Below are 24,675 nucleotides of genomic sequence, written 5' to 3' on the forward strand. Positions count from 1 at the left end.
GGACATTAACAAGGAAAAAACGATGAAAAAGCAGTGGGGATTGATACTTGCGGCCAGCCTGATCAGCGGCGTTAGCCACGGCGCCACTCCGGATGAGGTGCGCATCGCCTACAGCGGCGGCTCGCAGGTCATTATGCTGGCGAAGGCGGACGGCTCGCTGGATAAGGCCTTCGGCACCAAAGTGAACTGGGTGCAGTTCGCCTCGGGCGCGGATGCGCTCAACTACTTCGCCAGCAACGCCATCGATATCGCCAACTTCGGCTCCAGCCCGGCCACGGCGGGGCTGGTGCGCAAGCTGCCGATTGAGATCGTCGGCGTCTCTGGCGTGATCGCCAGCTACGAGCGGCTGATCGGCAAGGAGGGCATTAAGGATCTGCGCGATCTCGAGGGCAAGCGCGTCGGCTATCCGCCAAATTCCACCTCGCAGTATGCGCTGGACGCGGCGATCAAGGTGCATCACCTGGATCGCAGCAAAATCACGCTGCTGCCGCTGCGCCCGGCGGAAATGGTGGCGGCGTGGCAGCGCGGCGACATCGACGCGGGCTACGTCTGGGCGCCGTTTGCGCAGCAGCTGGAGGCAGCGGGCGGCCATCAGGTGTTCGCCACCAAAGAGCTGCAGAAAGATGGCTATCTGATCTACAACAACTATGCGGTGCGTAAAGCCTTCGCCGAGCAGTATCCGCAAATCGTCAGCGCCTTCCTGCGCGTGCACCAGCAGAAGGTGGATGAGTTCCGTCAACACCCGGAGCAAGCCGCCGCGACGGTGGCGAAAGAGGTGGGCGCGCCGGTTACTACCGCTGCCAATACCCTTTCCGGGCTGGAGTATCCCTCGATTCAGGAGCAGGCGACGGCGGCCTGGCTGGGCAAGGGCAACGATGCGGACGCCAGCGGCATCGGCCAGGCGCTGAGCAAAACCGCCAGCTTCCTCGCTGAAACCGGCGAAGTGCGCAAGCGCGACATTCCGGCGCACTGGGATGCGGCCATTAACCCGCGCTTCCTGCAGCAAGCGGCGCACGCGGCGCCATGAGGCTACGTAGCAAAGTCGGCGTCAGCGTACTCTCCGTGACGCTGTTTTTTCTGCTGTGGCAGACGGCGGCGACGCGGCAGTGGGTCGATCCGCTGCTGCTGCCGTCGCTGACCGACATCGGTCTGACCGCGCAGGAGCTGGTGAGCGACGGCTATCGTCAGGTGCCGCTGTGGCAGAACATCGCCGTCAGCCTGGCACGTTCGCTCGGCGCCTTCGCCTGCGCCATCGCGCTCGGCGTGCCGCTCGGGCTGTTGATGGGCATGTCGGAGCCGCTGGCGGCGGCGCTGAATCCCTTTGTGCAGTTCCTGCGCCCGCTGCCGAAAATCGCCCTGATCCCGCTGGCGGTGGTGTGGCTCGGCATCGGCGAGGCGTCAAAGTTTTTCCTGATCTTTATTGCCACCTTTTTAAGCGTGGTGGTCGGCGCCCAGGCGGCGGTAGAGCGGCTGGCGCGGGCCAGGATCCGCGTCGCGCAGACGTTGGGCGCCACCCGCCGCCAGATTTTCCTGCGCGTGGTGCTGCCGGACACGCTGCCCGATCTTTTCACCACCGTCCGCCTCTCGATCGGCATTGGCTGGACCTCGCTGATCGCCGCTGAAATGGTGGCAGCCAACTCCGGCCTCGGCTGGATGGTGATCAACGCCAGCGCCTATCTGCGCACCGATATCGTGATGCTGGGGATATTGCTGCTCGGCGGCATCGGCTATCTGCTCGACCTGCTGCTGCTCGGCCTGCAGCGCTGGCTGGTGCCCTGGGCCGGGAGAGACGCATGAGCGAACATATCTCTCTGCAGCAGGTCACGCTGCGCTTTGAGGCGCTGACGGTGCTGGAAAATATTGACCTCAGCCTGACCAAAGGGGAGTTCGTGGTGCTGCTCGGCCCCTCTGGCTGCGGCAAATCCACCATTCTCAACCTGCTGGCGGGCTTTACTCAGCCGCAGCAGGGGCGCGTGCTGTGCGGCGGCGAGCCGGTGCGCCAGCCGCATCCGTCGCGCGGCATGATCTTCCAGCAGCCGAACCTGTTTCCCTGGCTTAACGTGCTGGAGAACGTCACGTTTGGCCCACGCCTGCGCAAGCATAACCGCGCAGAGGTCGACGCGCGCGCGCGCGAATGGCTGGCGCGCGTCGGCCTGGCGGGTTTTGAAGATCACGCGCCCTGGCAGCTTTCCGGCGGCATGAAGCAGCGGGTGGCGCTGGCGCGCGCCTGGCTGCCTGGCCCGGAGGTGCTGCTGCTGGATGAGCCGTTTGGCGCGCTCGACGCGCAGACCCGCATGATGATGCAGGAGCTGCTGCGCGCCGCCTGGCTTGAGACCCAAACCACGCTGCTGTTCGTCACTCACGACGTGGAAGAGGCGCTGTTCCTCGCCGACCGCGTTCTGGTGATGTCGGCGCGTCCAGGCCGCATCGTCGAGGATATCCGGCTGCCGTTTGGCCGCGAGCGGGATATCGAAACCCTGGCCAGCGAGCCGCACTACGGCGATATCAAACATCATGTGTTACAGCGCGTGCGTCAGGAGGCGAAACGCCATCTGGCGCCGCTCAACGAGGGGGAAAGATGACCATGAGTATGCTCCGACAGCAGCTGGAAAACAGCCTGGAAAGGGATGGCGCGCGCTACGTCGCGCTGTCGAAGGCGATCTTCGCACGGCCGGAAACCGGCAACAACGAGTACTTCGCCAGCGAGCAGCTGACGCAGCTGCTGGCGGCGCAGGGCTTTGCGGTGACGCGCAACGTGGCGGGACATGAGACCGCGTTTTATGCCGTGAAAGACAGCGGCAAAGCTGGCGCGACGGTTGCCTTTCTCGCCGAGTACGATGCGCTGATCGGCATCGGCCACGCCTGCGGCCATAATTTGATCGGCGTCACCAGCGTGGCGGCGGCAATCGCGCTGGCCGAGACGCTGCCGCAGACCGGCGGCCGCGTGGTGGTATTAGGCACGCCGGCGGAAGAGGGCGGTCTGGCGGGGCCGGGCGGGCCAAAAGGCAACGTGAAAAAACGCTTTGTCGAGGCGGGGCTGCTCGACGGCGTCGATGCGGCGCTGATGGCACATCCGGCAGGGAAGACGCGGCTTACCGAGGCGACGCTGGCGAATAACCACCTCTATTTTCATTTTTACGGCAGGCCGTCGCACGCCGCCAGCGCGCCGCATGAAGGCCTCAATGCCCTCGACGCGCTGGTGCTGCTCTACAACGGCATCAGCGTGCTGCGCCAGCAGCTGCCGGATGGCGTGCGGGTGCACGGCATTATCACCAACGGCGGCCAGGCGCCGAACGTGATCCCTGAATACGCGGCGGCGCACTACTACATTCGCGCCGACAGTCGCGAGCAGGTAGAGGCGCTGGAGCCGCGTTTGCGCGCCATCGCCGACGGCGTGGCGCTGGCCACCGGCACGCGGGTAGCGATCGATCATCAGGTCGGGCCGCGCGACTTTCTGCTCAATCCTGCCCTTGATGCGCTGCTGCTGGAAGAGCTGACGGCGGCGGGCGAGCAGGTCGACCTGTCGCCTCAGCGCAGCAAGGTCTCCACCGACGCGGGAGATATCAGCCACGCGGTGCCGACGGCGCATCCCTGGCTGAAAATCGGCCCTGACGATCTTATTTTCCATACCGTGCCGTTTCGCGAAGCGGCGAATTCTGAACAGGGCTATCAGGCGCTGATCGTCGGCGCGCGCGTGCTGGCGCGCGTCGGGCTGCGCCTGCTGACCGACGCCGACGCGCTGCAGCGCGTTAAAACAGACTTCACCGCTCAAAGGAGGATCGCATCGTGACGCCATCTCATCGCAGAAAACTGAAAACCCTGGTCGGCGCGGCCAGCGTTATCGCGGCAGGCAACGACAGCGCGCCCGATACCGGCATTAAGCGCGCCATCGCGCTGGCGAAAATCGCCGAGCGCGAGAAGATTACCGGCCTCTTTACCGCCGATCTGCTGCAGGCGGATCCTGCCGGACTGGCGGGCACCACCGGCAGTCAGGATCCGCTGATGGCGCTGGCGGCGCTGAGTCAGGCCACCTCGCATATCGGCCTGATCGCCACTGTCAGCACCAGCTGGCTGCATCCCTACCATCTGGCGCGCCAGATCGGCACGCTCGATCATCTCAGCGGCGGCCGCGCCGGCTGGAATGCGGTCACCTCGTCGGTTGGCGAAGAGAATTTCGGCGAGGGCGCGCTGCCGCCGCCGGAAGCACGCTATGCGCGCGCCAGCGAATTTATTGAGGTGATTAACGCGCTGTTCGACGCCAACCAGCGCGATGCGGTGCAGCGCACCCCCAGCGGCGGCATCAAAATTGATCCTGCGAAGCTAAAGGCGATTCACTATCGCGGCGACTACTTTCAGGTCGCCGGGCCGCTGAACGTGCCGCCGCCGCCGCAGCGTCGGCCGGTTCAGTTCCAGGCCGGGCAGTCAGAGGCGGGCGTTTCGCTCGGCGCGCGCTTTGCCGAGGTGATTTACACCTCGCAGCCGACCTTTGAGGCGGCGCAGACGTTTGTTGCCGACGTGCAGCAGCGCGCGCGGCGTTTCGGTCGTGAACATAACCCGCCGCTGATCATGAACTCTTTCCACGCCATTATCGGCGAGAGCGATGCCGACGTAGCGCGCCGCCTGCGCGAAAAGCATGAGCGCATTAACTATGAGCAGGGCAGACTGCGCGTCGCCGATATGCTGGGCGGCGAACTCGACCTGCGCGATCTGCCGCTCGACCAGCCGCTACCCGCCGCGCTGATCCCGGCGCTGGCACAGGTGCATCGCCGTCAGGGCCGCGCCGCCATCTTCCGCCGCTTTGCGCTGGAGGGGCTGACGCTGCGCGAGCTGATTATTAAAGCAGAGGAGACCGGCCACTGGTTTACCGCAGGTACGCCGGAAACGCTGGCCGACGCGATCGAACAGCGTTATCAGGCGGGTGTGCTGGATGTGATTTCGCTGCACGGCCTGGGGCAGCCGGATCAAGAGGATCTACTGCTGAACGGGCTGCTGCCGGAATTGCGCAGACGCGATTTGCTGGACGGTGATTATGTGGGGGATGATTTCCGATCGAGCCTGGAGCTGGCGCCGCTGCCGCAGGTTTAACAGGGGCTGTCCCGCTCGCCATCCACGCGGCGGGACAAAGCTGAGCTGACCCCACATGCTTCGTCTTGTGGTGCGGCGCAGGCCGTTAAGCGCCGGGTTTTCCGGGGTTCACCTTCGGCACCCGCCACCATTTTCAGCAGCGACTGGTTGGAGTGGGTGTGACGCCACTTGAGCGGGGTATCAATATTATGTTGCGAGAGATCAACCCCGGTGCTGGCGGCGTAGTGAACCAGCGCGCCTTCCAGGTCATAGTAACCCTGCAATTCTGCAGACCGGGCCTGCGCCCCTTTGGCGGTGATTACCGTCACTGCACTGATAAGTTAGCTCAGCACAAAACCGGAAAGCCGCGGCAAGGTGATGTGCCGCTGGCTTTCCGGCTTTCATTCGGCCCCAACATGAGTAGCGTGCGGCAGCGATGTCCAGCCCAGCTCTGGCGCAATCAGCGTGGCAAAATCGCTGATAATCTGGCTGTACTCCGCGTAACGCAATTCATAAGGCAGTTCAATTCTCAGCTCATTCACCAGAGGTAAGACGGGATCATGCAGCAGCCGTTCAAGAATCTGCTCCGCACTGCCCACGATATCCTGAGAGAACAGGGTGCGTCGGGGTCCCTGCGGTGCCAGAGTGCGTTGGTAGCGGCTGGCGGCAAACTGCTGATAATGTCTGCGGGTGGTGGCATCCGCACTGTCGGTGGGAATGATGACGCGTCCCAGGGCGATGCGTGCCTGTCGCTGGCCAGACGCCACAAGATTTTCCCGATACAGCTGAATTTGCGCCAGCTGTGCCTGGTAAAAATCGTCCGTTTCTTCTCCAGAGGTGAGATTGCCCGTGAGGAGATTAAACCCGTTGCTGCCTGCCCAGCGCGCCGAGCGTAGCGATCCTCCGCCGTACCACAATCGGTCGACCAGACCGGCGGAAAAGGGCTGAACGCGCGGGCGTTGGGTATTGCCGGGTGAGTGAATGACCGTGTTGTCATCGCCGAACAAGCGGCCACTCAGGTTATCGCGCAAACTCAGCACGCGCTGGTAAGAAAAATCCTGCTGCTGCCAGGCTTCTCCCCAGACGGAAGCCCCTATTAATTCAAGATGATTGGGTGCGCCTGCACTCAGGCCGACATTCAGCCGTCCTCTGGCGAGAATATCCACTGTCGCCAGGTCTTCGGCCAGACGAAAGGGACTCTCATACCCCATCTGAATCACGGCGCTGCCTAGTTCTATCTGGCGGGTACGCTGCGTGGCGGCGGCGAGAAAGGTGCTGGCGGACGAGACGCCATGCTCCAGATGCCGCTGGCGGACCCATGCACCATTAAAACCCAGCTGTTCACCGAGTTCGAACAGCTGTAACGTCTGTTCAAGACCCTGAAGCGGTGCGTTATCAGAATAATTACCCGGTGTGAGAAACGAAATATGCGAGATAGCCGGTTGCGTCATTATGTTTTACTCATCACAGGGTTTTAAGGCGTCAGGGTGACGACATGCTGGCGAATATCCGGGTGGCTGGCGATCAGCCCCTGTTGCTGATACCAGTCGGCAATATGACCGATATGCGTTATCGCGGCCTCATCTACCGGCGTGACGGGAACGGTGTTGACCTTGCCCAACTGCGCCGCCAGTGCGTTCCCCAGTTGCCCCATTTGTGAAGCCCAGATCTTGCCTGCTTCAAGCGGATGGGCTTTGGCCCAGTGGTTCTCCTGCTGCAACACCTCATAAACCCAGTTAAGCACCTCAGGGTGCGCCTGATAAAACGCCTCGCTGACGAAATAACCTGCTGCATTTTCCGAACCAACCTGCTTACCATTGCTCAGCAGACGGGCGTCATAACTCTCTCTGGCCAGAGAGAGGAAAGGATCCCAGATCGCCCAGGCATCAACATGTCCCCCCACAAACGCCGTGCCGGTATCGGAAGGGCTAAGATAAACTTTGGTCACATCCTGCTCCGGAATGCCGGCACGCTCCAGCGCTCGTGAGAGCAGGTACTCGCCAGTACCGCCTTTGTTTACCGCCACCTTTTTGCCACGCAGATCCTGCAACGAATGGATATCGCTGTTATTCCGTACCACAATCCCTTCACCTTCAGCAGGCATGGCCTGACTGGCAAAGAAACGCAACGGCAAACCCGCAGCGATGGCGGTTACGAACGCTGTGGAGCTGCCGGTGGTCATGTCAATTGAACCGGCGTTTAACGCTTCATAAGCAGGGGCGGCAGCGGCAAAAGGACCGGCCCACACGACCTTCACCTGATGCGCGGCCAGCGCCTTTTCCAGCGTCCCCTTCTCCTTAGCCAGCGCTAAGTCAGTGGGGCCACGCAGAAACCCAATGCGCAGCGTGATCGATTCAGAGGCCTGGGCCAGCCCGGCACACACGATTAGTGCAGCAAAAGCTGTACGGGTTATCCAGCGGGCCATGCGTCTCTCCTGGCGTTCAGGGATAGGGCCGTCGGGATGAAACCCACGGCAAAAAGATCGTCGGCCTGCTGCTGCTGTTCGGCTAGCAGGGCATCACTGGCAGGGGTTATCCCCCAGAGACGCCCACGTAGGGTTTTCAGCCATTCATCAGGCAGGATGGAGGCGTTGAGTTTGTCGGCGAGGATTTGCGCGGCGGCTATCGGGTGTTGTTCAATCCAGGCATCATTTGCGCGCAGCTGTTCTACGACCCAGGCGGCGGCCTCGGGGTAACGTTGCTGCCAGGCGGCGCGCGTCCAGAACAGTGAACGGTTGATGATTTCATCGCCGACGGCAGAGCGTGCGACGACGCCTGCAATCTTTAATGCGCGTGTCAGCCAGGGATCGATCGCCAGCCAGCCGTCAATATCGCCGTTGAGCAACGCATCCAGCGCATCCTGCCCCTGCAAGTCCAGCAGGGTAATATCGGCGCGGCGCAGGTTATGTTTTTGCAGCAGACGCGCCAGAAAATGATCGGTGAAAGAACCGGGCATGCCCGCCAGCCGCTTATCGCGGAGCGAGGAGATGTCGTTGCTTTGCACCGTGAGCAAAGCGCAGTTGTTATCACGCGGCGGCGAGCTGGCGAGATAAGAGATCTCCTGCCCGGCGGCCTGCGCCGCTATCGGCGGGGTAGACCCGGTGCCGACCACATCAACCTGTTCATCAGCCAGCCACTCGCCGCTGCGTGCGCCCTGGGTATAGTCGAACCATTCCAGCTGCCAGCCCCGCTCTCTGGCCGCCGGCTCGATGACACCACGATGGCGCAGAATAAACAGCGAGAGATTATTGGGATGACTCCCCAGACGAAATTTCATGGTGCTTGTTCTCCACTCTCGACCGGGCGATCCCACAGATTTCCCCAGGTAAAGCTATTTTTTGCCGCTTCGTCAGGGGGCGTGAGTGACAGTCGTGGCATCACCAGTTCGCTAAAGCGATAGGCTTCCTCCAGCAGGGGGAAGCCGGACAGGATAAACACGTCAACCCCCGCCTGCTGATAGGCACGCAGGGTGCGTTCTACCGTTTCCGGACTGCCGACGATAGCGGTGCCAGGCCCAGGACGCACCAGACCAATGCCGGCCCACAGTCCGGGGTAGATCTCCAGGTCGCGCGGATCGGCGGGCTTCTGGTCATTGTGCAGTGCACTCATGCGGGACTGACCTACGGAGTCTGAACCCCGGGCCAGGTGCTTTCGGGCGGCAATGGCACTGTTGTCCATCGAGGCATAGAGTGCGTCTACCGCCTGCCATGCAAGTTCATCGGTTTCGCGCACAATCACATAAAGGCGAATGCCGTAGCGTAGCTGGCGATGGTGTTTAGCGGCTCTGGCTTTCACCTGAGCGATCTTTTCTGCGGCCTGCGGGGGCGTCTCTCCCCAGGAGAGATAGGTGTCGATATGTTTTGCCGCGACTTCCTGTGCCGCTTCAGAGGAGCCACCAAACCATAGCGGTGGCCGGGGATATCCCCCGTTGCTCAATGCCAGCCTGGCGTTCTCAATATCCAGATGTTCCCCTTTGAAGCTGACATTTTCTTCATTAAGCAGGGGGCGTAATACCTGCAAAAATTCGTCACTGAGATCATATCGCGCATCGTGATCGAGGTGCATGCCGTAAGCGCCCAGCGTGTTTTTATCACCGCTGACCACGTTTAGCAGCACCCGGCCTTTTGAAAACTGGTTAAACGTCACGGCCATTTTGGCAAGCAGGGTGGGGGAGATCAGACCCGGCTGGATGGCAATCAGGAACTTCATGCGTTCGGTATAGGGAATGAGTGACGCCCCCAGAATCCAGGGGTCATGTGCACCGGTCGCCAGCAGCGCGCCGGTAAAACCGAGATGATCTACCGCACGGGCGACCTGCTGGAAATAGGCGTAGTTGACCTGGCGGCTGCCGGAGGCGGTCCAGGGTTGATGACCGTCTGGCGCGGTCAGATACCAGTAAATTTCCACGGGGGTTCTCAAAATAGCAGAAAAAGGAACCACAGGGATAACAAAGGGTTATTAAGAGGGGAAATACCAATTGTGGCAAAGTTTATTCATATACAGGCTTAAGGTTATGCAATAAACCGGAATGGGAATGTACTTAAAATAAACCCGCCTTTTAAGCGTGTTATTCATTATTTATCAACAGCAATGTCTCTTTCACTTATTATCTTTACGCATTGCAGTGTTAAATAATTCATCAGCTCGCTGATATTAATGGCAAAGGATAATTAATGCGCTTTTGTTGTTAGACAAGATTATCCGGGATTGCTATCAGTTATTCGTTTGCCAATTTCGGGCAGGCATCATCGCAATCAGAGAATAATTATGACTTTATTTAAAAACAAATATGCTTTGCTTAAAAAAGGAATTAAGACTCGTCGCGGATTACTTCCCCCGTTAGTTATTCTCTGTGGCGTCGCCATGATGCCTGTAGCCCAGGCTGCCGATACGCCGGTGCAGGGCGGGACGCTGATTTATGCCACCGACCGCGAACCCACCTGCCTCGACCCGCATGTTGATGGCGATATGCCGCAGGTGTTTGTCGCCCAGCAATTTCTTGATTCGCTGGTCTCGATGGATGATAAAGGCGCGATCCACCCCTGGCTGGCAAAAAGCTGGCAGGTGTCGGCAGATGGTAAAACGTACACCTTTCATTTACGCGACGATGTGAAATTCACCAACGGCGAAAAATTTACCTCGCAGGCGGTGAAAGCGAATCTGGATCATATGGCGAACCCCGCCACGCAATCCTCTACTGCCGGGGGATATATCCGCCAGTATCTATCCACCGATACGCCAGATGAATATACCGCCGTGGTGCACCTCTCCACGCCCTATGCGGCCTTTCTTGAGGTCTTAGCGCAGGGCTTTTTAGGTATCGAAGCGCCGGGCGCATTAGCCCGCTCCCGTGATGAGAACTGCCAGTCACCGGTCGGTTCCGGGCCATTTAAAGTGGTGAAGTGGGAACGTCAGAATCAGGTGGTGCTGGAACGTAACCCGGATTACCACTGGGCGCCGCCCTATGCTCACCATCAGGGACCGGCCTGGCTTGACCACATCATCTGGCGCTTTATTCCGGAGCCCTCGGTGCGGTTCGCCGCACTGCGCAGCGGCAAGGTGGATGTGATCGAGGCCCTGCCGCCTGAATCAGAAACCGCCGCCAGTAAAAATCGTTCTCTCACCGTGTTGGTAAAAGATCGTCCTGGCAACCCGACCTACGGCGGGCTGAATACCCGCCGGGAGCCCTTTAACGACCTGAAAGTGCGTGAAGCCTTTGTACGCGCGGCAGACATTGAAGGCGCGCTGGCCAGCATCTTTTTCAACCATTTCCACCGCGCCAGCGGGCCGCTCAGTCCGGTGACGCCATTCTACAGCCCGGATTTTGCCCATGCCGACGATTATGATCCGAAGCGCGCGGCACAGCTGCTGGATGAGGCTGGCTGGACGCAAGCCGAACCGAGCGCGATCCGCATTCGCAACGGCAAGCCGCTGGCGGTACATATCCCGATTGGTGCGTCAACCAGCGCGCCAGAGCGCACGCTGTGGGAACAGGTGCAGGCCACGGCGCGTCAGGTCGGTTTTGATGTCCAGCTGCAACCGGTCAGCGATGCGGCATCGACCGATTTGCAGGGCAAGTGGGACTACGATGTCAGCCTCGGCTACTGGAACACCAATACGCCTGACGTGCTGCGAATTCTGTTCGGATCGGCGTTTCTCGGTGCGGCAGGGTCGGGTGGCTATCACCAGAATGATACCGGGTTTAACAATCCGCCGTTCGACGCCCTTGTCCAGCAGGCGCTGGAGACGCAGGACAGCGACACTCGCCGCAAACTTTACTATCAGGCACAGAAAATTATCGCAGATAACTACCTGCAACTGCGCACCTACCCGCAAAGTACCCGCTTAGGCATTTACAAAACCGCCCACGATGTCCGTCTCGAACCTTCGCTGACGGTAACCTGGCTGTATGACGCGTGGGTCAGCAAATGAGCATTATCCTCAACGATAGCCTTGCGCGTGCGAGGCTGAATAAACGCGCGCAACGTATCCTGCACCGGCTGCTGGGCGGCATTATCGTGCTGTGGGCTTCCGCTACCGTCACCTTCTTTGCCTTGAAACTCACGCCGGGTGATCCGGTGCGAGCGCTGTTGGGCGGTCCCTCGGCCAATCCTACGCCCGAGACCATTGCTGCCACCATCCGCGAGTTTGGGCTGGATAAGCCAGTGGCGGAACAGTACCTGTTCTGGCTGAAACGGCTGTTAAGCGGTGATTTAGGCCTCTCCTTTTCTCAGCATCAGCCGGTGGCCGAGGTGATTGCGGAACAGGTGGGGCCAACGCTGCAGCTGACGCTGGCGGCGCTGCTGTTTGCCTGGCTGCTGGCGCTGATCTCCATGCTGACGACCGCCAGCCGCCATCGGCTGCTGTCATCTCTCGGTTCCGCCATTGAAACCCTCAGCGCGGCGTTGCCTCAGTTCTGGCTGGGTATTGTGCTGCTGTCGGTGTTTGCGTTTGGCCTGCAATGGTTCCCACCAGAGAGTGATGAAGGGTGGGCAGGACTGGTGCTGCCGTCGCTGGCGCTGGCGATCCCGCTGGCCGGGTTTATGTCGCAGGTAATGCGTGAAGCGTTCGGCATTGCCATAGAACAACCTTTTGTTCTCAGCGCCCGCGCTCGGGGCGTCAGCGACCTGGCGGTGCGTTTGCGTCATGTGCTGCGTCACGCCTTGTTGCCTGCCGTCAGCCTGTCAGCCTGGGCGGTTGGCGCGCTGATGGGTAACGCGGTGCTGATTGAGTTGATTTTCTCGCGTCAGGGCATCGGGCGTCAGCTTTATCAGGCGGTGATGAAACAGGATATGCCACTCACCGTCGGCATCACGCTGGTGATCACTCTGGCGTATATCGTCACCAGCTTGCTGGTGGACATTCTTTACGTGGTGATTGACCCCCGGATTGAGGAGGGCAGACGATGAGTAGCTCACCGGTTACGTTAACGGACTCCCGGCAAGCGGCGCGAACGCGACGCCAGCCGGTGGCCCCCGGCGCGGTATTTGCCGCCCTTTTCCTGCTGTTTTTGCTGCTGGCCGCGCTGTTTCCCGGATTATTCACCCATTACGATCCGCTGGCGATTTCGCCCCGCGATGCTTTTCAGGACCCTGGCGTGCAGCACTGGTTCGGCACCGATCAGTCAGGCCGTGACCTGTTCAGCCGCGTGGTCTATGGCGCGCGGCTCTCATTATTGCTGGGCGTTGGGGCGGTGATGATATCGGCGGTGCTGGCGATTGCGCTGGGGCTGGCCGGAGGGCTAAGCGGCGATACGGGTCAGCGTATCACCGGCTGGCTGCTGGATATCCTGTTCTCCTTTCCAACGCTGATCCTGGCCTTGCTGTTCAGTGCGCATCTGGGCAGCGGTATCGGTCCGTTAATCATCGCCACCGGCATCAGCAATGCGCCGGGTTACGCCAAAATGGTTTACGGCCAGGTGCTCACGGTGCGTCACGCCAGCTATATCGATGCGGCCCGTGCGTTAGGCCACTCCCCTGCGCGCATTATCCTGCGGCAGCTGCTGCCGAATGCCCTACGCCCGTTGCTGGTGACGCTGACCATGGGCGTCGGGCAGGCGATTGTCTGGTCTTCCGCACTCTCCTTTCTCGGGCTGGGTGCGCCGCCGCCTGCTGCGGAGTGGGGCACGCTGCTGTCAATGGGACGTGATTTCGTGGAGCAGGCCTGGTGGCTCACTTTCTTCCCTGGATTATTCATTGTGCTGACCACGCTCTCGACTTCAGTGCTGGGCCGCTATCTGCAACGCAAGCGTGAGGGACGGCTGATATGAGCAACAGGCAACTGATTGTGGAAGGGTTAACCATCGACGTGAACCAGCACGGCGAACGTAAACGGCTGGTCAGCAATATCTCTTTTCGCCTGTCACCCGGCAAGGTGGTGGCGCTGGTGGGCGAGTCCGGTTCAGGGAAAAGCGTCACCGCGCGTGCGCTGGTTGGGCTGTCTGCGCCTGGCTGCGAAGTACAGGCGCGTCAGCTCACCTTTGGCGACCGAGACCTGCTCCAGCTGCGAGAGCGAGCATGGCGTGACCTGCGTGGGCAGGATATTGGTTTTGTGCTGCAGGATGCGCTGGTATCGCTCGATCCGCTGCGTTCCATTGGTGACGAGATCCTGGAATCCCTGAACGCGCACCGCTGGGGGACGCGGCAACAGCGCCAGGCGCGCATGCTGGCCCTGCTGGAGAAGGTGGGGATCCCGCATCCCACGCTGCGGGCGCGACAGCGCGCGGGAGAACTCTCCGGAGGTCTGCGCCAGCGCGCGCTGATTGCCTGCGCCCTGGCCCTCGACCCGCCGATATTGATTGCCGACGAACCAACCACGGCGCTCGATACCACCGTGCAGGCGCAGATTATTGCGCTGCTGCAGGAGATCAGGCAGCAGGGGCGGGGTCTGCTGATCATCAGCCACGATCTTAACCTGGTGTCGCATCTGGCCGATGAAGTGATTGTGATGCACCACGGCGTGGTGGCAGAGCAGGGCAGCGCACAACAGGTGCTCTATCACCCGCAACATGATTACACCCGTCAGCTGCTGGCGGCGGCACCGGGCGCGCGTAAGCCGGATCACCGTCGCCAGCGCCAGCCCGGTGAGGCACCGGTGCTGGTGGCACGCAATCTGCACAAAACCTATACCCGCGCACATCATCAGATCACCGCCGTGGATGCGGTGAGTTTCCAGCTGCATCGGGGAGAAACGCTCGGCATCATCGGCGAGTCGGGGTCGGGTAAAACCACCACCGCACGCATGGTGATGGGGCTGGTGGAGCCGGATAGCGGCGAGGTCGATTTCGCCGGACTGCCGTGGGTCAATCCGCAGGCGCAGCCCCCGGTGAAAGAGGCACAGCGGCGGGCGCGGCGGCGGGCGCTCAGTATCATTTATCAGGATCCGCTCAGTTCGTTTGATCCGCGCTGGTCGGTGCGGCAGATCCTCAGTGATGCGCTGGATGTGACGGGGCTGCCGCGCAGCGCACAGGCTGAACGGATTGCAACGCTTTTGGCACAGGTGCGGCTGCCGCTGAGTCTTGCTGAACGCTGGCCGCAGCAGCTGTCGGGTGGCCAGCGACAGCGGGTGGCGATTGCCCGCGCGCTGGCGACCGAACCCGATGTGATCCTGTGCGACGAACCGGTTTCGGCGCTCGACGCGTCGGTACAGGCACAAATCCTTGATCTGCTCAGTACGCTTCAGGCCGCCCTCGGCGTGGCTTATCTGTTCATCTCCCATGACCTGGCCGTGATCCGTCATTTATGCGATCGCCTGCTGGTGATGCGCGACGGCCGCGTCGTGGAGCAGGGTACGGTGCAGGAGATTTTCAGCCGTCCCCAACATGCGTTTACCCGCCAACTGCTGGCGGCCTCTTCTTTCGGTGCGATGGAGACAGGACTCATCAATGAGCAAACAAATACGTTTTAACGCCTTTGAAATGAACTGCGTGGGACATCAGTCATCTGGACTATGGCGTCATCCGCGCGATCGCTCCTGGCAATATAAAGACATCAGCTACTGGACCGATCTGGCCAGGCTGCTGGAGCAGGGGCTGTTTGACGGCATTTTTATCGCCGATGTGATCGGTTATTACGATGTGTATGGCGGCAACATCGATACGGCGGTGCGCGAAGCCTCGCAGATTCCGGTCAACGATCCCCTGCAGCTGGCGGCACCGATCGCCATGGCGACCCAGCATTTGGGTATTGGCATCACCATTTCCACCACCTATGAACACCCCTATACCTTTGCCCGACGACTCTCCACGGCCGATCATCTGACCGGCGGCCGGATTGGCTGGAATATTGTGACCTCCTACCTCGATAGCGGGGCGCGCAACGTGGGGCAGCCCGTTCTGCTGGAACATGACGCCCGCTACGCCCGAGCCGAAGAGTATATGGAGGTGCTGTATAAGCTGCTGGAGGGGAGCTGGGAGCCGGACGCAGTGGTGCGCGATCGTGAGCGCGGCCTGTTTGCCGATCCGAAAAAGGTGCACGCCATTGGTCATCACGGCAAATTCTATCAGGTGCCTGGCGTGCATATGAGCGAGCCTTCACCACAACGCACGCCGCTGTTGTTCCAGGCGGGGTCATCCGGCGCCGGGGTGCGCTTTGCCGCGCGTAACGCCGAAAGTGTGTTTGTTAATTCACACTCACTGCCCGAGCTGAAAACCACAGTTTCGCGGCTGCGTCAGCAGGTGGCCGCGCAGGGACGCGATCCGCAGGGGGTGCTGGTTTATGCACTTATCACCATTATCGTCGATGAAACCGATGAGAAAGCGCAGGCCAAATGGCGTGAGTATCAGCAGTACATCTCACCAGAAGGGGCGCTGGCGCTGATCTCGGGCTGGAGCGGGCAGGATTTTTCACGGGCGGATCCGCACCAGCCGATTGAAAAAGATGCCGCAGGCGGGATTGCCTCGCTGGTGAATACCTTTGCGCCGCAGCAGGAAAACTGGTCGGTGCAGGATCTGGCGGAGTTCGGCAGCATCGGCGGATTGGGCAAGGTGTTTATCGGCTCCGCCGTCACGGTGGCGGATGCGCTGCAACATTGGGTCAATGAGACGGATGTTGACGGCTTCAACCTCGCTTACGTTGTCGCCCACGAAACCTTTGCTGACGTGATCGCCTGGCTGGTGCCGGAGCTGCAACGGCGGGGTGCATATCGTCACGCCTATCCGGCAGGCAGCACGTTGCGCGAAAAGTTGTTTGGTCAGGGGCCGCATCTCCCTGCCAGCCATCCCGCCCATCAATATCGCGATCCCGAGCAATACGCCGCCAAAACCACTGATGAAGAGGTGAAGGCATGACACCACAATTTTCTGCGCTGGGAGGCGATCGTGATGCGGCTTACCGGGCGCTGGCACAACGTTTTCGCCCGATCTTTGCCCGTATTCGTGCGGGAGCGTTACAGCGTGAACAACAACGTGAAATGCTGCATGTGCCGCTGCACTGGCTGCGGGAGGTGCGGTTTGGTGCGCTGCGGGTGCCCGTAGCGTTCGGTGGTTATGGCGTAACCCTGCCGCAGCTTTTTGCCTTGCTGACCGAGCTGGCAGCGGCAGACTCTAATATCACCCAGGCGTTGCGCGCCCATTTCGGCTTTGTCGAAAGTATATTAACTGCGGACGATTCGGCCAAACAGCAGCGCTGGTTTACCCGGCTGGCGGAGGGTGACTGGATCGGTAATGCCTGGAGCGAACCTGGCAGTGCGAAGCAAGCTACCTTTTCCACCACCGTCCTGCCACGCGATACGGGTTTTGAACTCAACGGGGAGAAATTTTATACCACCGGCTCGCTGTATGCAGACTGGATCAATATCGGGGCCAGTGATGAAAATCAGGTATGGGTCGGGGTGACGGTCAATCGTCATCATCCGGGTGTGGAAGTGATCGACGACTGGGATGGTTTTGGTCAGCGGCTTACCGCCAGCGGCACCACGCGTTTTCATCAGGTGCCGGTGACGGCGGAAGATATCTCCCGCCACGACGCCAGCGCCACCACGTCCGATACGGCTTTTTATCAGCTGGTGCACCTGGCGACACTGGCCGGGATTGGGCAGGCAGCAGCGGAAGAGGTGGCGCTGGCGGTCCGTCAGCGTCAGCGTAGCTACTCGCACGGCAACGCCGCGCGTGCGGCGCAGGACCCGCAGATTCTGCAAATCGTCGGTAAAGTTCACAGCGCCGTCTGGGCGGCTCAGGCGCTGGTGCAGCAAAGCGCGCAGGAACTGAATTACGCCCGCCAGGTACAGCAACAACCTCAGCTGGCCGATGCGGCCAATCAGCAGGCCGAGCTGGCGGTGGCGCAGGCGCAAACCGTGGTATCGGCCCTGATCCTTGATGCAGTGGAACTGATTTTTGATGCGCTGGGTGCGTCCGCCACCTCGTCTGAGCTGGGGCTGGATCGTTACTGGCGCAATGCGCGCACGCTGGTGTCACATAATCCACGGGTTTATAAGGAGCGGATCGTTGGGGATTTTGTGGTAAATGGTCAGGCGCCGTCTTATCAGTGGCGCATTGGCACGGTGTGAGGTGAGGAGAAACGGTTATTCGTTTTCTTCTTGATGAGACCCTACGCACACCACGCATTTTGCCTGTCCGCGCTAACGACGAGAAAGCAAAAAGCCCGCTCAGGTTTCCCTGAGCGGGCTTTTCTAAATCTGGCTCCTCTGACTGGACTCGAACCAGTGACATACGGATTAACAGTCCGCCGTTCTACCGACTGAACTACAGAGGAATCGTTGGAACGGGGCGAATATTAGCGACGCCGTTCTGGCTTGTCAAAGCACGATTTCACTTTTCCCGACTGAACGCTCGCAAAAGCAGCGGTTTGCCGCTTTTTCAACAAATTCGGCGAGATTTCAAACTGCCAACAGGATCTCACTTTAAACGCATTTCCCTGCAGATGTTAGATGCGTGTCAAAGTTTTGTTATTTGCCGATGTTAAAACAACTGTTTCAGTGCTTTTATGATAAAAATTTCAAAAACAAGATTAATGGAATAAATAAACTGCTTATCATCACGGCCGAAATAATTCGCAAAAAGTGGAACGTGATTAAAAAAATATATCCAGTAGAAACAACAGATTGTAAAAAGGAGGGGTTGGTCACAAAAAAGCGCGAACGCCGAGCCTTACCTCTATAAACAGACCGGAATCCGCCAGCAACGTTGAGTGAATGTAAAAGATATTTTTCATTCGCGGTATCAGCAGCGTCGGCAAGTTAACGACAATAAGGGTTACTCATGAACATCAAAAAAACACTCGCTGTCACGCTGTTAGCCTGCATGTTGCCCGCCGCCGCGATGGCGAAAGATCTCTCCGTTGGCGTCTCGATGGCGCTGTTTGACGACAACTTCCTGACCATCCTGCGCACCGCGATGCAGAAAGAGATGCAGAAAGAGGGCGTGCAGGGACAGCTAGAGGACGCCAAAGGCGATGTCTCGCAGCAACTGCAGCAGGTGCAGAACTTTATTGGCCAGGGCGTCGACGCCATCATCGTCAATCCGGTGGATACCAACGCCGTCAAGCCGATCATGGACCAGGCCACCAAAGCGGGCATCCCGCTGATCTTCGTTAACCGCCGTCCGCAGGCGGAGCTGACCGACAAAATGGCCTATGTGGGATCGGACTCAGAACTGGCGGGCCGCCTGCAGATGGAGGCGCTGGCGAAAGCGCTGAACGGCAAAGGCAACGTCGCTATTCTGATGGGCGACCTTGCCAACGAATCCACGCGCGACCGTACCAAAGGCGTCGAAGCGGTGGTGGCGAAATATCCCGGCATCAAAGTAGTGCAGAAGCAAACCGCAAAATTTATGCGTAACGACGCGGTAGACGTGGTCAGCAACTGGCTGACCGCAGGCGACGATATTCAGGCTATCGCCTCCAACAACGACGAGATGGCTATCGGCGCGCTGCAGGCGCTGGGCAAAAACCCCAACCATATCCTGATCGCCGGCGTGGACGGCACCCCGGACGCGCTGCAGATGCTGAAGAACGGCAAGATGGTCGCCACGGTGTTCCAGGACGCCAAAGGGCAGGGCGAAGGCGCGGTGCAGGCCGCCGTTAAGCTGGCGAAGGGCGAAAAAGTGCAGAAAGTCATCGATATCCCCTATCAGCTGATCACCAAAGAGAATATGCAGCAGTTCGTTAACCGTAATCAGAAATAACCGATCCCGACTCAGCCGTACGGAGGTGATGTATGACCGCTTTTGCGCTTGAAGCCGAAGGCATCAGCAAGTTCTTTCCCGGTGTGAAGGCACTCGATAACGTTTCGCTGCGCGTGCGTCCGGGATCGGTACATGCCCTGATGGGCGAGAATGGCGCGGGCAAATCCACTTTAATGAAGTGCCTGATCGGGATGTACCGTCCCGATCGGGGCACCATCCGCATTAAAGGGGAGCCGGTGCAGTTTCAGGACACCATGGACGCCTTGCGTTCCGGCATTTCCATGATCCACCAGGAGCTTAACCTGGTGCCCTACATGACCGTTGCAGAGAATATCTGGCTGGGGCGCGAGCCGATGAAATTTGGCTTTGTCGATCACGGCAGGCTAAACCAGCAGACGCAGACGCTGCTCAATCAGCTTAACATCCGCCTGAAGGCCGACCGGCTGGTGGGGGATCTGAGCATCGCCGCGCAGCAGATGGTGGAGATCGCCAAGGCGGTCTCGTGGAACGCCGATATCGTGATTATGGATGAGCCGACCTCCGCTCTGACCGAAAGCGAAGTGGCGCACCTCTTCACCATCATTCGCGACCTGCGCGAGCAGGGCAAAGCCATTATCTACATCAGCCATAAGATGGATGAGATCTTCGCCATCACCGATGAAATCAGCATCTTCCGCGACGGCAGCTGGGTGGGCAGTAACCACACCGCGCAGTTTACGCGCCAGTCGCTGATCACCCAGATGGTGGGGCGCGAACTGACGCAGCTCTTTCCCAAGTTCAACAACGCCATCGGCGAAGAGGTGCTGACGGTGCGCAACCTCAGCAGCAAAGATCGCTTTCATGACGTCAGCTTCAGCGTGCGGCGCGGCGAGATCCTCGGCGTTGCCGGTCTGGTCGGCGCGGGGCGCAGCGAGGTGATGGAAAGCCTGTTCGGCATGGAGGGCATCGACAGCGGCGAAGTGCTGATCGACGGCGTGCCGGTCAACATCGATTCGCCTTCCACGGCGATCGAAAAGGGCATGGCCTTTTTAACCGAAGACCGCAAAAAGTCGGGGCTGTTTCTGGTGCTGTCGGTGATGGAGAACATGAGCATCGTCAACATGCCGGAGTACAGCGGCAAAAGCGGCTTCGTCAGCCACGTCAAGATGGCGCAGGACTGTATGGATCAGATCCGTCGGCTGAATATCAAAACCCCGACTATGGATCAGATCATCAACAACCTGAGCGGCGGCAACCAGCAGAAGGTGCTGATCGCCCGCTGGCTGCTGGCGCAGCCGAAAATCCTGATCCTCGATGAACCGACGCGCGGTATCGACGTCGGCGCGAAAGCGGAAATTTACCGTCTGATCTCTGAACTGGCCAACCGTGGCGTGGCTATCATCATGGTGTCGTCGGAACTGCCGGAAATACTCGGCATGAGCGACCGCGTGATGGTGATGCATCAGGGACGTATTACCGGCATCCTCGATAAAGAAGAGGCCGACCAGGAAACCATTTTGTCGCTGGCATCCGAATGAGGCGCGAGACAACCATGAGCAACATGAAAGTGACAGCCACTCCGGCAACTGAACAGTCGTCATTCTTCGGTAATCTGCGGCATAAACTGCCGAAGGATACCGGCATCTTTATCGTGATGGTCGGCATCGCGCTGATCTTCGAACTGGCCGGCTGGTACGTGCGCGACCAGTCGTTTCTGATGAACACCAACCGCCTGATCCTGATTGTGCTGCAGGTGGCGATTATCGGCGTGATCGCGGTCGGCGTGACGCAGGTGATTATTACCACCGGCATCGATCTCTCCTCGGGATCGGTGATTGCGCTGACTGCGGTGGTCGCCGCCAGCCTGGCGCAAACTTCCGACAGCCTGTCGCCGATGTTTCCGTCGCTGGTGAACATGCCTGCGGTGGTGCCGATTGGCGCCGGCATCGGCGTCGGCCTGCTGTGCGGCCTGGTGAACGGCGTGCTGATCACCCGGACCGGCATTCCGCCCTTTATCGCCACGCTGGGCATGATGGTGTCGGCGCGCGGTCTGGCGCAGTATTACACCCAGGGCAATCCGATTAGCTTCCTCTCCGACGGGTTTACCTCTATCGGCCAGGGCGCGATGCCGGTGATTATTTTCCTGGTGGTGGCGCTGGTGTTCCACATCGCCCTGAAACATACCCGCTACGGCAAATATGTTTACGCGATCGGCGGCAATATGACCTCGGCCAAAGTCTCCGGCATCAACGTCAATAAGTACCTGGTGATCGTCTATACCATCGCCGGTGCGCTCTCCGGGCTGGCAGGCGTGGTGCTGGCGGCGCGCGTCAGCAGCGGCCAGTCAAGCATGGGGATGGCCTATGAGCTGGATGCTATCGCCGCGGCCGTCATCGGCGGCAGCAGCCTGATGGGCGGCGTCGGGCGCATTACCGGCACGCTGATTGGCGCGGTGATCCTCGGCCTGATCAAAAGTGGCTTCACCTTTGTTGGCGTCGACGCCTACGTGCAGGACATTATTAAGGGCATCATTATTGTGGCGGCTGTCTCTATCGATATGCATCGCAACCGTAAAAAACGCTGATATTCCCACCGCTGGCCTGCTCGCTCGCCTGAGCTGAGCAGGCTTTTTGTGGGCTAAATAAGTTTTACTGCTGGATAACCGCGCTTTTTCCGCTTCTCCCCGCTGAGCCATCACTTTTATGCACGTCTGGCACGCAGGTGCTGCACCACTGAAGTGCACTGGCCTCTGCAACGTTGGTCATCAGGCCATTCCCGCCGCTTATTACCTCTTTATGAGTAATCAGAAACGCTTATTTTTCGGGTTGTTAGGATTTTTCTGCAGCTGCCGCGTCGGCGCCGCGCGAAAAGTGGCCTGCTAATTGCAATTTGTTTACTACGAGGTCAGCAGGCCACAAGAACAGATGTTATTGGCATTCGGGGAAAGTGACGGAGGCAAGATGAATTTAAGACGACTGAAGTACTTTGTAAAAATCGTCGATATTGGCAGTTTGACGCAGGCGGCTGAAGTGCTGCACATCGCGCAACCTGCGCTCAGTCAACAGGTGGCCACGCTGGAGAACGAACTCGATCAGCAGCTGTTGATCCGCACCAAGCGCGGCGTCACGCCGACCGAAGCCGGTAAAATTCTCTATGCGCATGCGCGGACGATTTTACGCCAGTGCGAACAGGCGCAGACGGCGGTGATCAACGCCGGACAGGCGCTGAGCGGACAGGTTTCCATCGGCATGGCGCCGGGCACGGCGGCGTCGTCGCTGACCATGCCGCTGCTGCAAACGGTACGCGAGCAGCATCCAGACATCCTGGTCTATCTGCATGAGAACAGCGGCGCGTCGCTGAATGAGAAGATCATGAACGGCCAGCTTGATATGGCGGTGCTCTATGACCGCGCGCCGACCGCGGGCATCACCAGCATGCCGCTGATGAAAGAAGAGCTTTATTTAGTGGGCGCGACCGACTGTCCGGGCGCGTCGGTCGATTTAGCCGAGGTGGCGCAGATGAGCCTGTTCCTGCCGCGTGATTACAGCGCGGTGCGCAAGCGGGTCGACGAGGCGTTCTCGCTGCGTCGTCTCAGCGCGCGCATTATCGGCGAGATCGAATCGCTGTCGATGCTGACCGCCGCCGTCGCCAGCGGCATGGGCGTCACGGTGCTGCCGGAATCCGCCGCGCGTTCGCTGGTGGGATCGACGCAGGCCTGGATGGCGCGCATCAACAGCCCGGCGCTCAATCTGCCGCTGTCGCTGAACGTCTCGGCGCGTCTGCCGCTGTCGCCTTCTGCGCAGGCGGTAAAAGATATTTTGCTGTCGCTGCTGACCAAACCGATGGCGGAAGAGCGCGCGCTGCTGTTAGTGAGTTAGTAAGCCAGGATAAGCAAGCGGTCCTGCGGGGCCGCTTTTGTTGCCTGCTGGAGCGCAGGCAATCAGCGCAATGATTAATACGTTGCGCGTTCATTCCATGAATCGGTATAAAGAATATTCCCATCGCAGTGCTTCCATGTAATTTTCTCATAGCGTAGCAGCACCGTTTCAAGGTGCGTGCCTGTGTTGCTGCCGGGATAAAGATCGGGCGTGATAGAGGTTAGCTTTACCCCTTCCAGAATAATATTGAAATACTCCTGCTCCAGTCCGGCCTCATTAATCTGGTACATTTTAATGATGGCAGACTGCAACGTTTTTCCCGTGCTTAATGCCCGAAAGAGCAACGGGGTGACGCGGTCGAACTCCTTTTGAAACATGATTGGCATATGGATGCGCGTGCCGGTTAATCTCCCGGTGTTTCCATCCACAGGGATATTGACGTTATGCGTAAGAGATTTCAGTTCAATCGCGCCTTCGCGCCCCGACACTAGCGACGGACCCGCCATCGGTGAGCCGTTTTCATCGGTTAACCATAAATATGCTGGATTAGACATAAAATTCCTTTTTTTGTTGATTATTTATCATACTTATCAAATTTTGCGGTGAATTTGGGGAGCACAATGATAAGTACAACCACTGAGATAACTGTTAATGGCAGCCAGTACGCTGGAAAAAATCCCAGGTAAAAAAATCCCAGCCCAATCAGGCTGACCAGAATAAGCCCTTCATTAAAAATAAGTGATAAAAAAGTTTTAAACATGATATTCGCTCTTTATCGCATCGTGAATTTCTTCAAAATTACGATAGCGTTCAATCTGAACTTTTTTATGACTTCAGATAAGACAGGTTCAATAAAGTAATAAAGCATTTCTAATTGAGCGTTATAGAGAATGAAATAGTATTGTTCATCCAACGTTTTTAGCCGGCGAGCAGCAAGGGCACATTTCTGATCCGTTCCGAATATTTGGAATAACCAGACAACGTTAGGCACCCTTGCCGCCAGCCTTTCTATAACTGAGCGCGAGAGAACGTCCGACATGGATAAGGCCTCTGACAGAGCGACTGCAAGGCTAAGACGAGTCGCTTTGCCAGCCGGGATGCTGGCAACCATGCTTGCGACTGTTGAATCAGCAGATCGCACCCTGTCTTTATGGTTTCCATTTTTTGCATCCTCTATAATCATTTGAAAATAAAGATAAAGCATATGGGCTATTACATCCCGGTATCGATATAGAGAACGAACGGAGTACAGCATTCTTTTTTCTTCTGAAAATAATTGCCTGCATACATCGTGATACGAGGGAATAAGGCATGATGAATACCAACTCACGCGCTCTACGCCTGCGTAAATATCCGATCCGATCCCCTTCATCGCCTTCCAGGTGGACGTTACGCCCTGCTGGGCGTAAAGAGCCAACTGCCTGTCGCTCTGAAACTTCATTTTCAAATAGTCTGAAGCCTGCATAATGTGTCCCTACACTTTATGATGTTATTAAGGTATGCGTAGAGAACTTATGCATTCTAGTCTTTCTAACCACAGCGAGTTTAATTTGTGAGGTCACCAGCACTACCCACCTTGAGAAGGCATTTTTCCACTGACCCATATTCCCCATAC

At 58.8% G+C, this 24,675-nt stretch carries 22 protein-coding genes and 1 tRNA gene; 15 read left to right on the forward strand and 8 right to left on the reverse strand.

The window, feature by feature from the left end:
• The first annotated feature begins 22 nt into the window (after nucleotides 1–22).
• The 5 genes from MC269_RS06740 to MC269_RS06760 are packed head-to-tail and all read left to right on the forward strand — an operon-like array spanning nucleotide 23 to nucleotide 5,085.
• Nucleotides 23–1,027 carry an ABC transporter substrate-binding protein gene (locus MC269_RS06740; protein WP_239954558.1) on the forward strand — a complete coding sequence of 335 codons (1,005 nt, stop codon included), beginning with the start codon at nucleotides 23–25 and terminating at the stop codon, nucleotides 1,025–1,027.
• On the forward strand, nucleotides 1,024–1,797 hold the full coding sequence (locus MC269_RS06745) for an ABC transporter permease (RefSeq protein ID WP_239954561.1): 774 nt from the start codon (nucleotides 1,024–1,026) through the stop codon (nucleotides 1,795–1,797). The genes MC269_RS06740 and MC269_RS06745 overlap by 4 nt, the downstream gene beginning before the upstream one ends.
• Nucleotides 1,794–2,582, forward strand: coding sequence for an ABC transporter ATP-binding protein (locus MC269_RS06750; RefSeq protein ID WP_239954563.1), 789 nt, complete (start codon nucleotides 1,794–1,796; stop codon nucleotides 2,580–2,582). The genes MC269_RS06745 and MC269_RS06750 overlap by 4 nt, the downstream gene beginning before the upstream one ends.
• Before the next feature lie 2 nt (nucleotides 2,583–2,584).
• A complete protein-coding gene (locus MC269_RS06755) occupies nucleotides 2,585–3,790 on the forward strand; it encodes a M20 family metallopeptidase (RefSeq protein WP_371824361.1) in 1,206 nt (401 codons plus the stop codon).
• Nucleotides 3,787–5,085, forward strand: a complete 1,299-nt coding sequence (locus tag MC269_RS06760; RefSeq protein WP_239954565.1) for an NtaA/DmoA family FMN-dependent monooxygenase — start codon at nucleotides 3,787–3,789, stop codon at nucleotides 5,083–5,085. Before MC269_RS06755 ends, MC269_RS06760 begins: the two co-directional genes overlap by 4 nt.
• Before the next feature lie 380 nt (nucleotides 5,086–5,465).
• Here the strand turns inward: MC269_RS06760 and MC269_RS06765 are convergent, their stop codons facing one another.
• The 4 genes from MC269_RS06765 to MC269_RS06780 are packed head-to-tail and all read right to left on the reverse strand — an operon-like array spanning nucleotide 5,466 to nucleotide 9,470.
• Nucleotides 5,466–6,515: an LLM class flavin-dependent oxidoreductase gene (locus tag MC269_RS06765; RefSeq protein WP_239954566.1), complete on the reverse strand. Its 1,050-nt coding sequence runs from the start codon at nucleotides 6,513–6,515 to the stop codon at nucleotides 5,466–5,468.
• Nucleotides 6,516–6,538: 23 nt separating this feature from the next.
• Nucleotides 6,539–7,489, reverse strand: a complete 951-nt coding sequence (locus MC269_RS06770; protein ID WP_239954567.1) for an aliphatic sulfonate ABC transporter substrate-binding protein — start codon at nucleotides 7,487–7,489, stop codon at nucleotides 6,539–6,541.
• Nucleotides 7,474–8,340, reverse strand: coding sequence for an ABC transporter substrate-binding protein (locus MC269_RS06775; protein ID WP_239954568.1), 867 nt, complete (start codon nucleotides 8,338–8,340; stop codon nucleotides 7,474–7,476). Before MC269_RS06775 ends, MC269_RS06770 begins: the two co-directional genes overlap by 16 nt.
• On the reverse strand, nucleotides 8,337–9,470 hold the full coding sequence (locus tag MC269_RS06780) for an LLM class flavin-dependent oxidoreductase (RefSeq protein WP_239954569.1): 1,134 nt from the start codon (nucleotides 9,468–9,470) through the stop codon (nucleotides 8,337–8,339). Before MC269_RS06780 ends, MC269_RS06775 begins: the two co-directional genes overlap by 4 nt.
• 360 nt (nucleotides 9,471–9,830) lie before the next feature.
• Between MC269_RS06780 and MC269_RS06785 the strand changes: the two genes are divergently transcribed.
• The 6 genes from MC269_RS06785 to MC269_RS06810 are packed head-to-tail and all read left to right on the forward strand — an operon-like array spanning nucleotide 9,831 to nucleotide 17,567.
• On the forward strand, nucleotides 9,831–11,495 hold the full coding sequence (locus tag MC269_RS06785; RefSeq protein ID WP_239954571.1) for an ABC transporter substrate-binding protein: 1,665 nt from the start codon (nucleotides 9,831–9,833) through the stop codon (nucleotides 11,493–11,495).
• Nucleotides 11,492–12,472 carry an ABC transporter permease gene (locus MC269_RS06790; RefSeq protein WP_239954573.1) on the forward strand — a complete coding sequence of 327 codons (981 nt, stop codon included), beginning with the start codon at nucleotides 11,492–11,494 and terminating at the stop codon, nucleotides 12,470–12,472. The genes MC269_RS06785 and MC269_RS06790 overlap by 4 nt, the downstream gene beginning before the upstream one ends.
• Nucleotides 12,469–13,332 (forward strand): ABC transporter permease, encoded by an 864-nt coding sequence (locus MC269_RS06795; RefSeq protein WP_239954574.1) that lies wholly within the window; start codon nucleotides 12,469–12,471, stop codon nucleotides 13,330–13,332. Before MC269_RS06790 ends, MC269_RS06795 begins: the two co-directional genes overlap by 4 nt.
• Complete coding sequence (locus MC269_RS06800; protein WP_239954576.1) at nucleotides 13,329–14,969, forward strand: ABC transporter ATP-binding protein; 1,641 nt, start codon at nucleotides 13,329–13,331, stop codon at nucleotides 14,967–14,969. Before MC269_RS06795 ends, MC269_RS06800 begins: the two co-directional genes overlap by 4 nt.
• Nucleotides 14,947–16,350, forward strand: coding sequence for an LLM class flavin-dependent oxidoreductase (locus MC269_RS06805; RefSeq protein ID WP_239954578.1), 1,404 nt, complete (start codon nucleotides 14,947–14,949; stop codon nucleotides 16,348–16,350). The genes MC269_RS06800 and MC269_RS06805 overlap by 23 nt, the downstream gene beginning before the upstream one ends.
• Nucleotides 16,347–17,567, forward strand: a complete 1,221-nt coding sequence (locus MC269_RS06810) for an acyl-CoA dehydrogenase family protein (RefSeq protein ID WP_239954579.1) — start codon at nucleotides 16,347–16,349, stop codon at nucleotides 17,565–17,567. The genes MC269_RS06805 and MC269_RS06810 overlap by 4 nt, the downstream gene beginning before the upstream one ends.
• A 130-nt stretch (nucleotides 17,568–17,697) precedes the next feature.
• On the opposite strand, the gene MC269_RS06815 is transcribed toward MC269_RS06810, so the two are convergent.
• Nucleotides 17,698–17,773, reverse strand: a tRNA-Asn gene (locus MC269_RS06815).
• Between the two features lie 506 nt (nucleotides 17,774–18,279).
• On the opposite strand from MC269_RS06815, the gene MC269_RS06820 reads away from it, so the two are divergent.
• From MC269_RS06820 to nac, 4 genes are all read left to right on the forward strand, one after another.
• Nucleotides 18,280–19,203: a sugar ABC transporter substrate-binding protein gene (locus MC269_RS06820; RefSeq protein ID WP_239954582.1), complete on the forward strand. Its 924-nt coding sequence runs from the start codon at nucleotides 18,280–18,282 to the stop codon at nucleotides 19,201–19,203.
• Nucleotides 19,204–19,235: 32 nt separating this feature from the next.
• On the forward strand, nucleotides 19,236–20,720 hold the full coding sequence (locus MC269_RS06825) for a sugar ABC transporter ATP-binding protein (RefSeq protein WP_081140013.1): 1,485 nt from the start codon (nucleotides 19,236–19,238) through the stop codon (nucleotides 20,718–20,720).
• 23 nt (nucleotides 20,721–20,743) lie between these two features.
• Complete coding sequence (locus tag MC269_RS06830) at nucleotides 20,744–21,766, forward strand: ABC transporter permease (RefSeq protein WP_174580909.1); 1,023 nt, start codon at nucleotides 20,744–20,746, stop codon at nucleotides 21,764–21,766.
• Nucleotides 21,767–22,142: 376 nt separating this feature from the next.
• On the forward strand, nucleotides 22,143–23,060 hold the full coding sequence (gene nac, locus MC269_RS06835) for a nitrogen assimilation transcriptional regulator NAC (protein ID WP_081140015.1): 918 nt from the start codon (nucleotides 22,143–22,145) through the stop codon (nucleotides 23,058–23,060).
• Nucleotides 23,061–23,134: 74 nt separating this feature from the next.
• Here nac and MC269_RS06840 read toward each other — a convergent pair whose 3' ends face one another.
• The 3 genes from MC269_RS06840 to MC269_RS06850 are packed head-to-tail and all read right to left on the reverse strand — an operon-like array spanning nucleotide 23,135 to nucleotide 24,525.
• The gene (locus MC269_RS06840; protein WP_239954584.1) at nucleotides 23,135–23,614 is read right to left on the reverse strand and encodes a type VI secretion system tube protein TssD; all 480 of its coding nucleotides are present in this window, start codon (nucleotides 23,612–23,614) and stop codon (nucleotides 23,135–23,137) included.
• A 20-nt stretch (nucleotides 23,615–23,634) separates the two neighbouring features.
• Nucleotides 23,635–23,820 carry a hypothetical protein gene (locus MC269_RS06845; RefSeq protein ID WP_239954586.1) on the reverse strand — a complete coding sequence of 62 codons (186 nt, stop codon included), beginning with the start codon at nucleotides 23,818–23,820 and terminating at the stop codon, nucleotides 23,635–23,637.
• 12 nt (nucleotides 23,821–23,832) lie between these two features.
• Entirely contained in the window at nucleotides 23,833–24,525 is a 693-nt protein-coding gene (locus MC269_RS06850; RefSeq protein WP_239954588.1) for a hypothetical protein, read from the reverse strand.
• Between the last annotated feature and the right edge of the window lie 150 nt (nucleotides 24,526–24,675).

It is taken from the genome of Pantoea sp. Z09, assembly GCF_022394795.1.
In the GTDB taxonomy this organism is placed as follows: Bacteria; Pseudomonadota; Gammaproteobacteria; order Enterobacterales; family Enterobacteriaceae; genus Pantoea; species Pantoea latae.

Coding starts and splice junctions, on each gene's coding strand:
- MC269_RS06740 (WP_239954558.1), top strand. CDS start 23: ATGAAAAAGCAGTGGGGATTGATACTTGCGGCCAGCCTGATCAGCGGC.
- MC269_RS06745 (WP_239954561.1), top strand. CDS start 1,024: ATGAGGCTACGTAGCAAAGTCGGCGTCAGCGTACTCTCCGTGACGCTG.
- MC269_RS06750 (WP_239954563.1), top strand. CDS start 1,794: ATGAGCGAACATATCTCTCTGCAGCAGGTCACGCTGCGCTTTGAGGCG.
- MC269_RS06755 (WP_371824361.1), top strand. CDS start 2,585: ATGAGTATGCTCCGACAGCAGCTGGAAAACAGCCTGGAAAGGGATGGC.
- MC269_RS06765 (WP_239954566.1), bottom strand. CDS start 6,515: ATGACGCAACCGGCTATCTCGCATATTTCGTTTCTCACACCGGGTAAT.
- MC269_RS06770 (WP_239954567.1), bottom strand. CDS start 7,489: ATGGCCCGCTGGATAACCCGTACAGCTTTTGCTGCACTAATCGTGTGT.
- MC269_RS06775 (WP_239954568.1), bottom strand. CDS start 8,340: ATGAAATTTCGTCTGGGGAGTCATCCCAATAATCTCTCGCTGTTTATT.
- MC269_RS06785 (WP_239954571.1), top strand. CDS start 9,831: ATGACTTTATTTAAAAACAAATATGCTTTGCTTAAAAAAGGAATTAAG.
- MC269_RS06790 (WP_239954573.1), top strand. CDS start 11,492: ATGAGCATTATCCTCAACGATAGCCTTGCGCGTGCGAGGCTGAATAAA.
- MC269_RS06795 (WP_239954574.1), top strand. CDS start 12,469: ATGAGTAGCTCACCGGTTACGTTAACGGACTCCCGGCAAGCGGCGCGA.
- MC269_RS06800 (WP_239954576.1), top strand. CDS start 13,329: ATGAGCAACAGGCAACTGATTGTGGAAGGGTTAACCATCGACGTGAAC.
- MC269_RS06805 (WP_239954578.1), top strand. CDS start 14,947: ATGAGCAAACAAATACGTTTTAACGCCTTTGAAATGAACTGCGTGGGA.
- MC269_RS06810 (WP_239954579.1), top strand. CDS start 16,347: ATGACACCACAATTTTCTGCGCTGGGAGGCGATCGTGATGCGGCTTAC.
- MC269_RS06820 (WP_239954582.1), top strand. CDS start 18,280: ATGAACATCAAAAAAACACTCGCTGTCACGCTGTTAGCCTGCATGTTG.
- MC269_RS06825 (WP_081140013.1), top strand. CDS start 19,236: ATGACCGCTTTTGCGCTTGAAGCCGAAGGCATCAGCAAGTTCTTTCCC.
- MC269_RS06830 (WP_174580909.1), top strand. CDS start 20,744: ATGAAAGTGACAGCCACTCCGGCAACTGAACAGTCGTCATTCTTCGGT.
- nac (WP_081140015.1), top strand. CDS start 22,143: ATGAATTTAAGACGACTGAAGTACTTTGTAAAAATCGTCGATATTGGC.
- MC269_RS06840 (WP_239954584.1), bottom strand. CDS start 23,614: ATGTCTAATCCAGCATATTTATGGTTAACCGATGAAAACGGCTCACCG.
- MC269_RS06845 (WP_239954586.1), bottom strand. CDS start 23,820: ATGTTTAAAACTTTTTTATCACTTATTTTTAATGAAGGGCTTATTCTG.
- MC269_RS06850 (WP_239954588.1), bottom strand. CDS start 24,525: ATGCAGGCTTCAGACTATTTGAAAATGAAGTTTCAGAGCGACAGGCAG.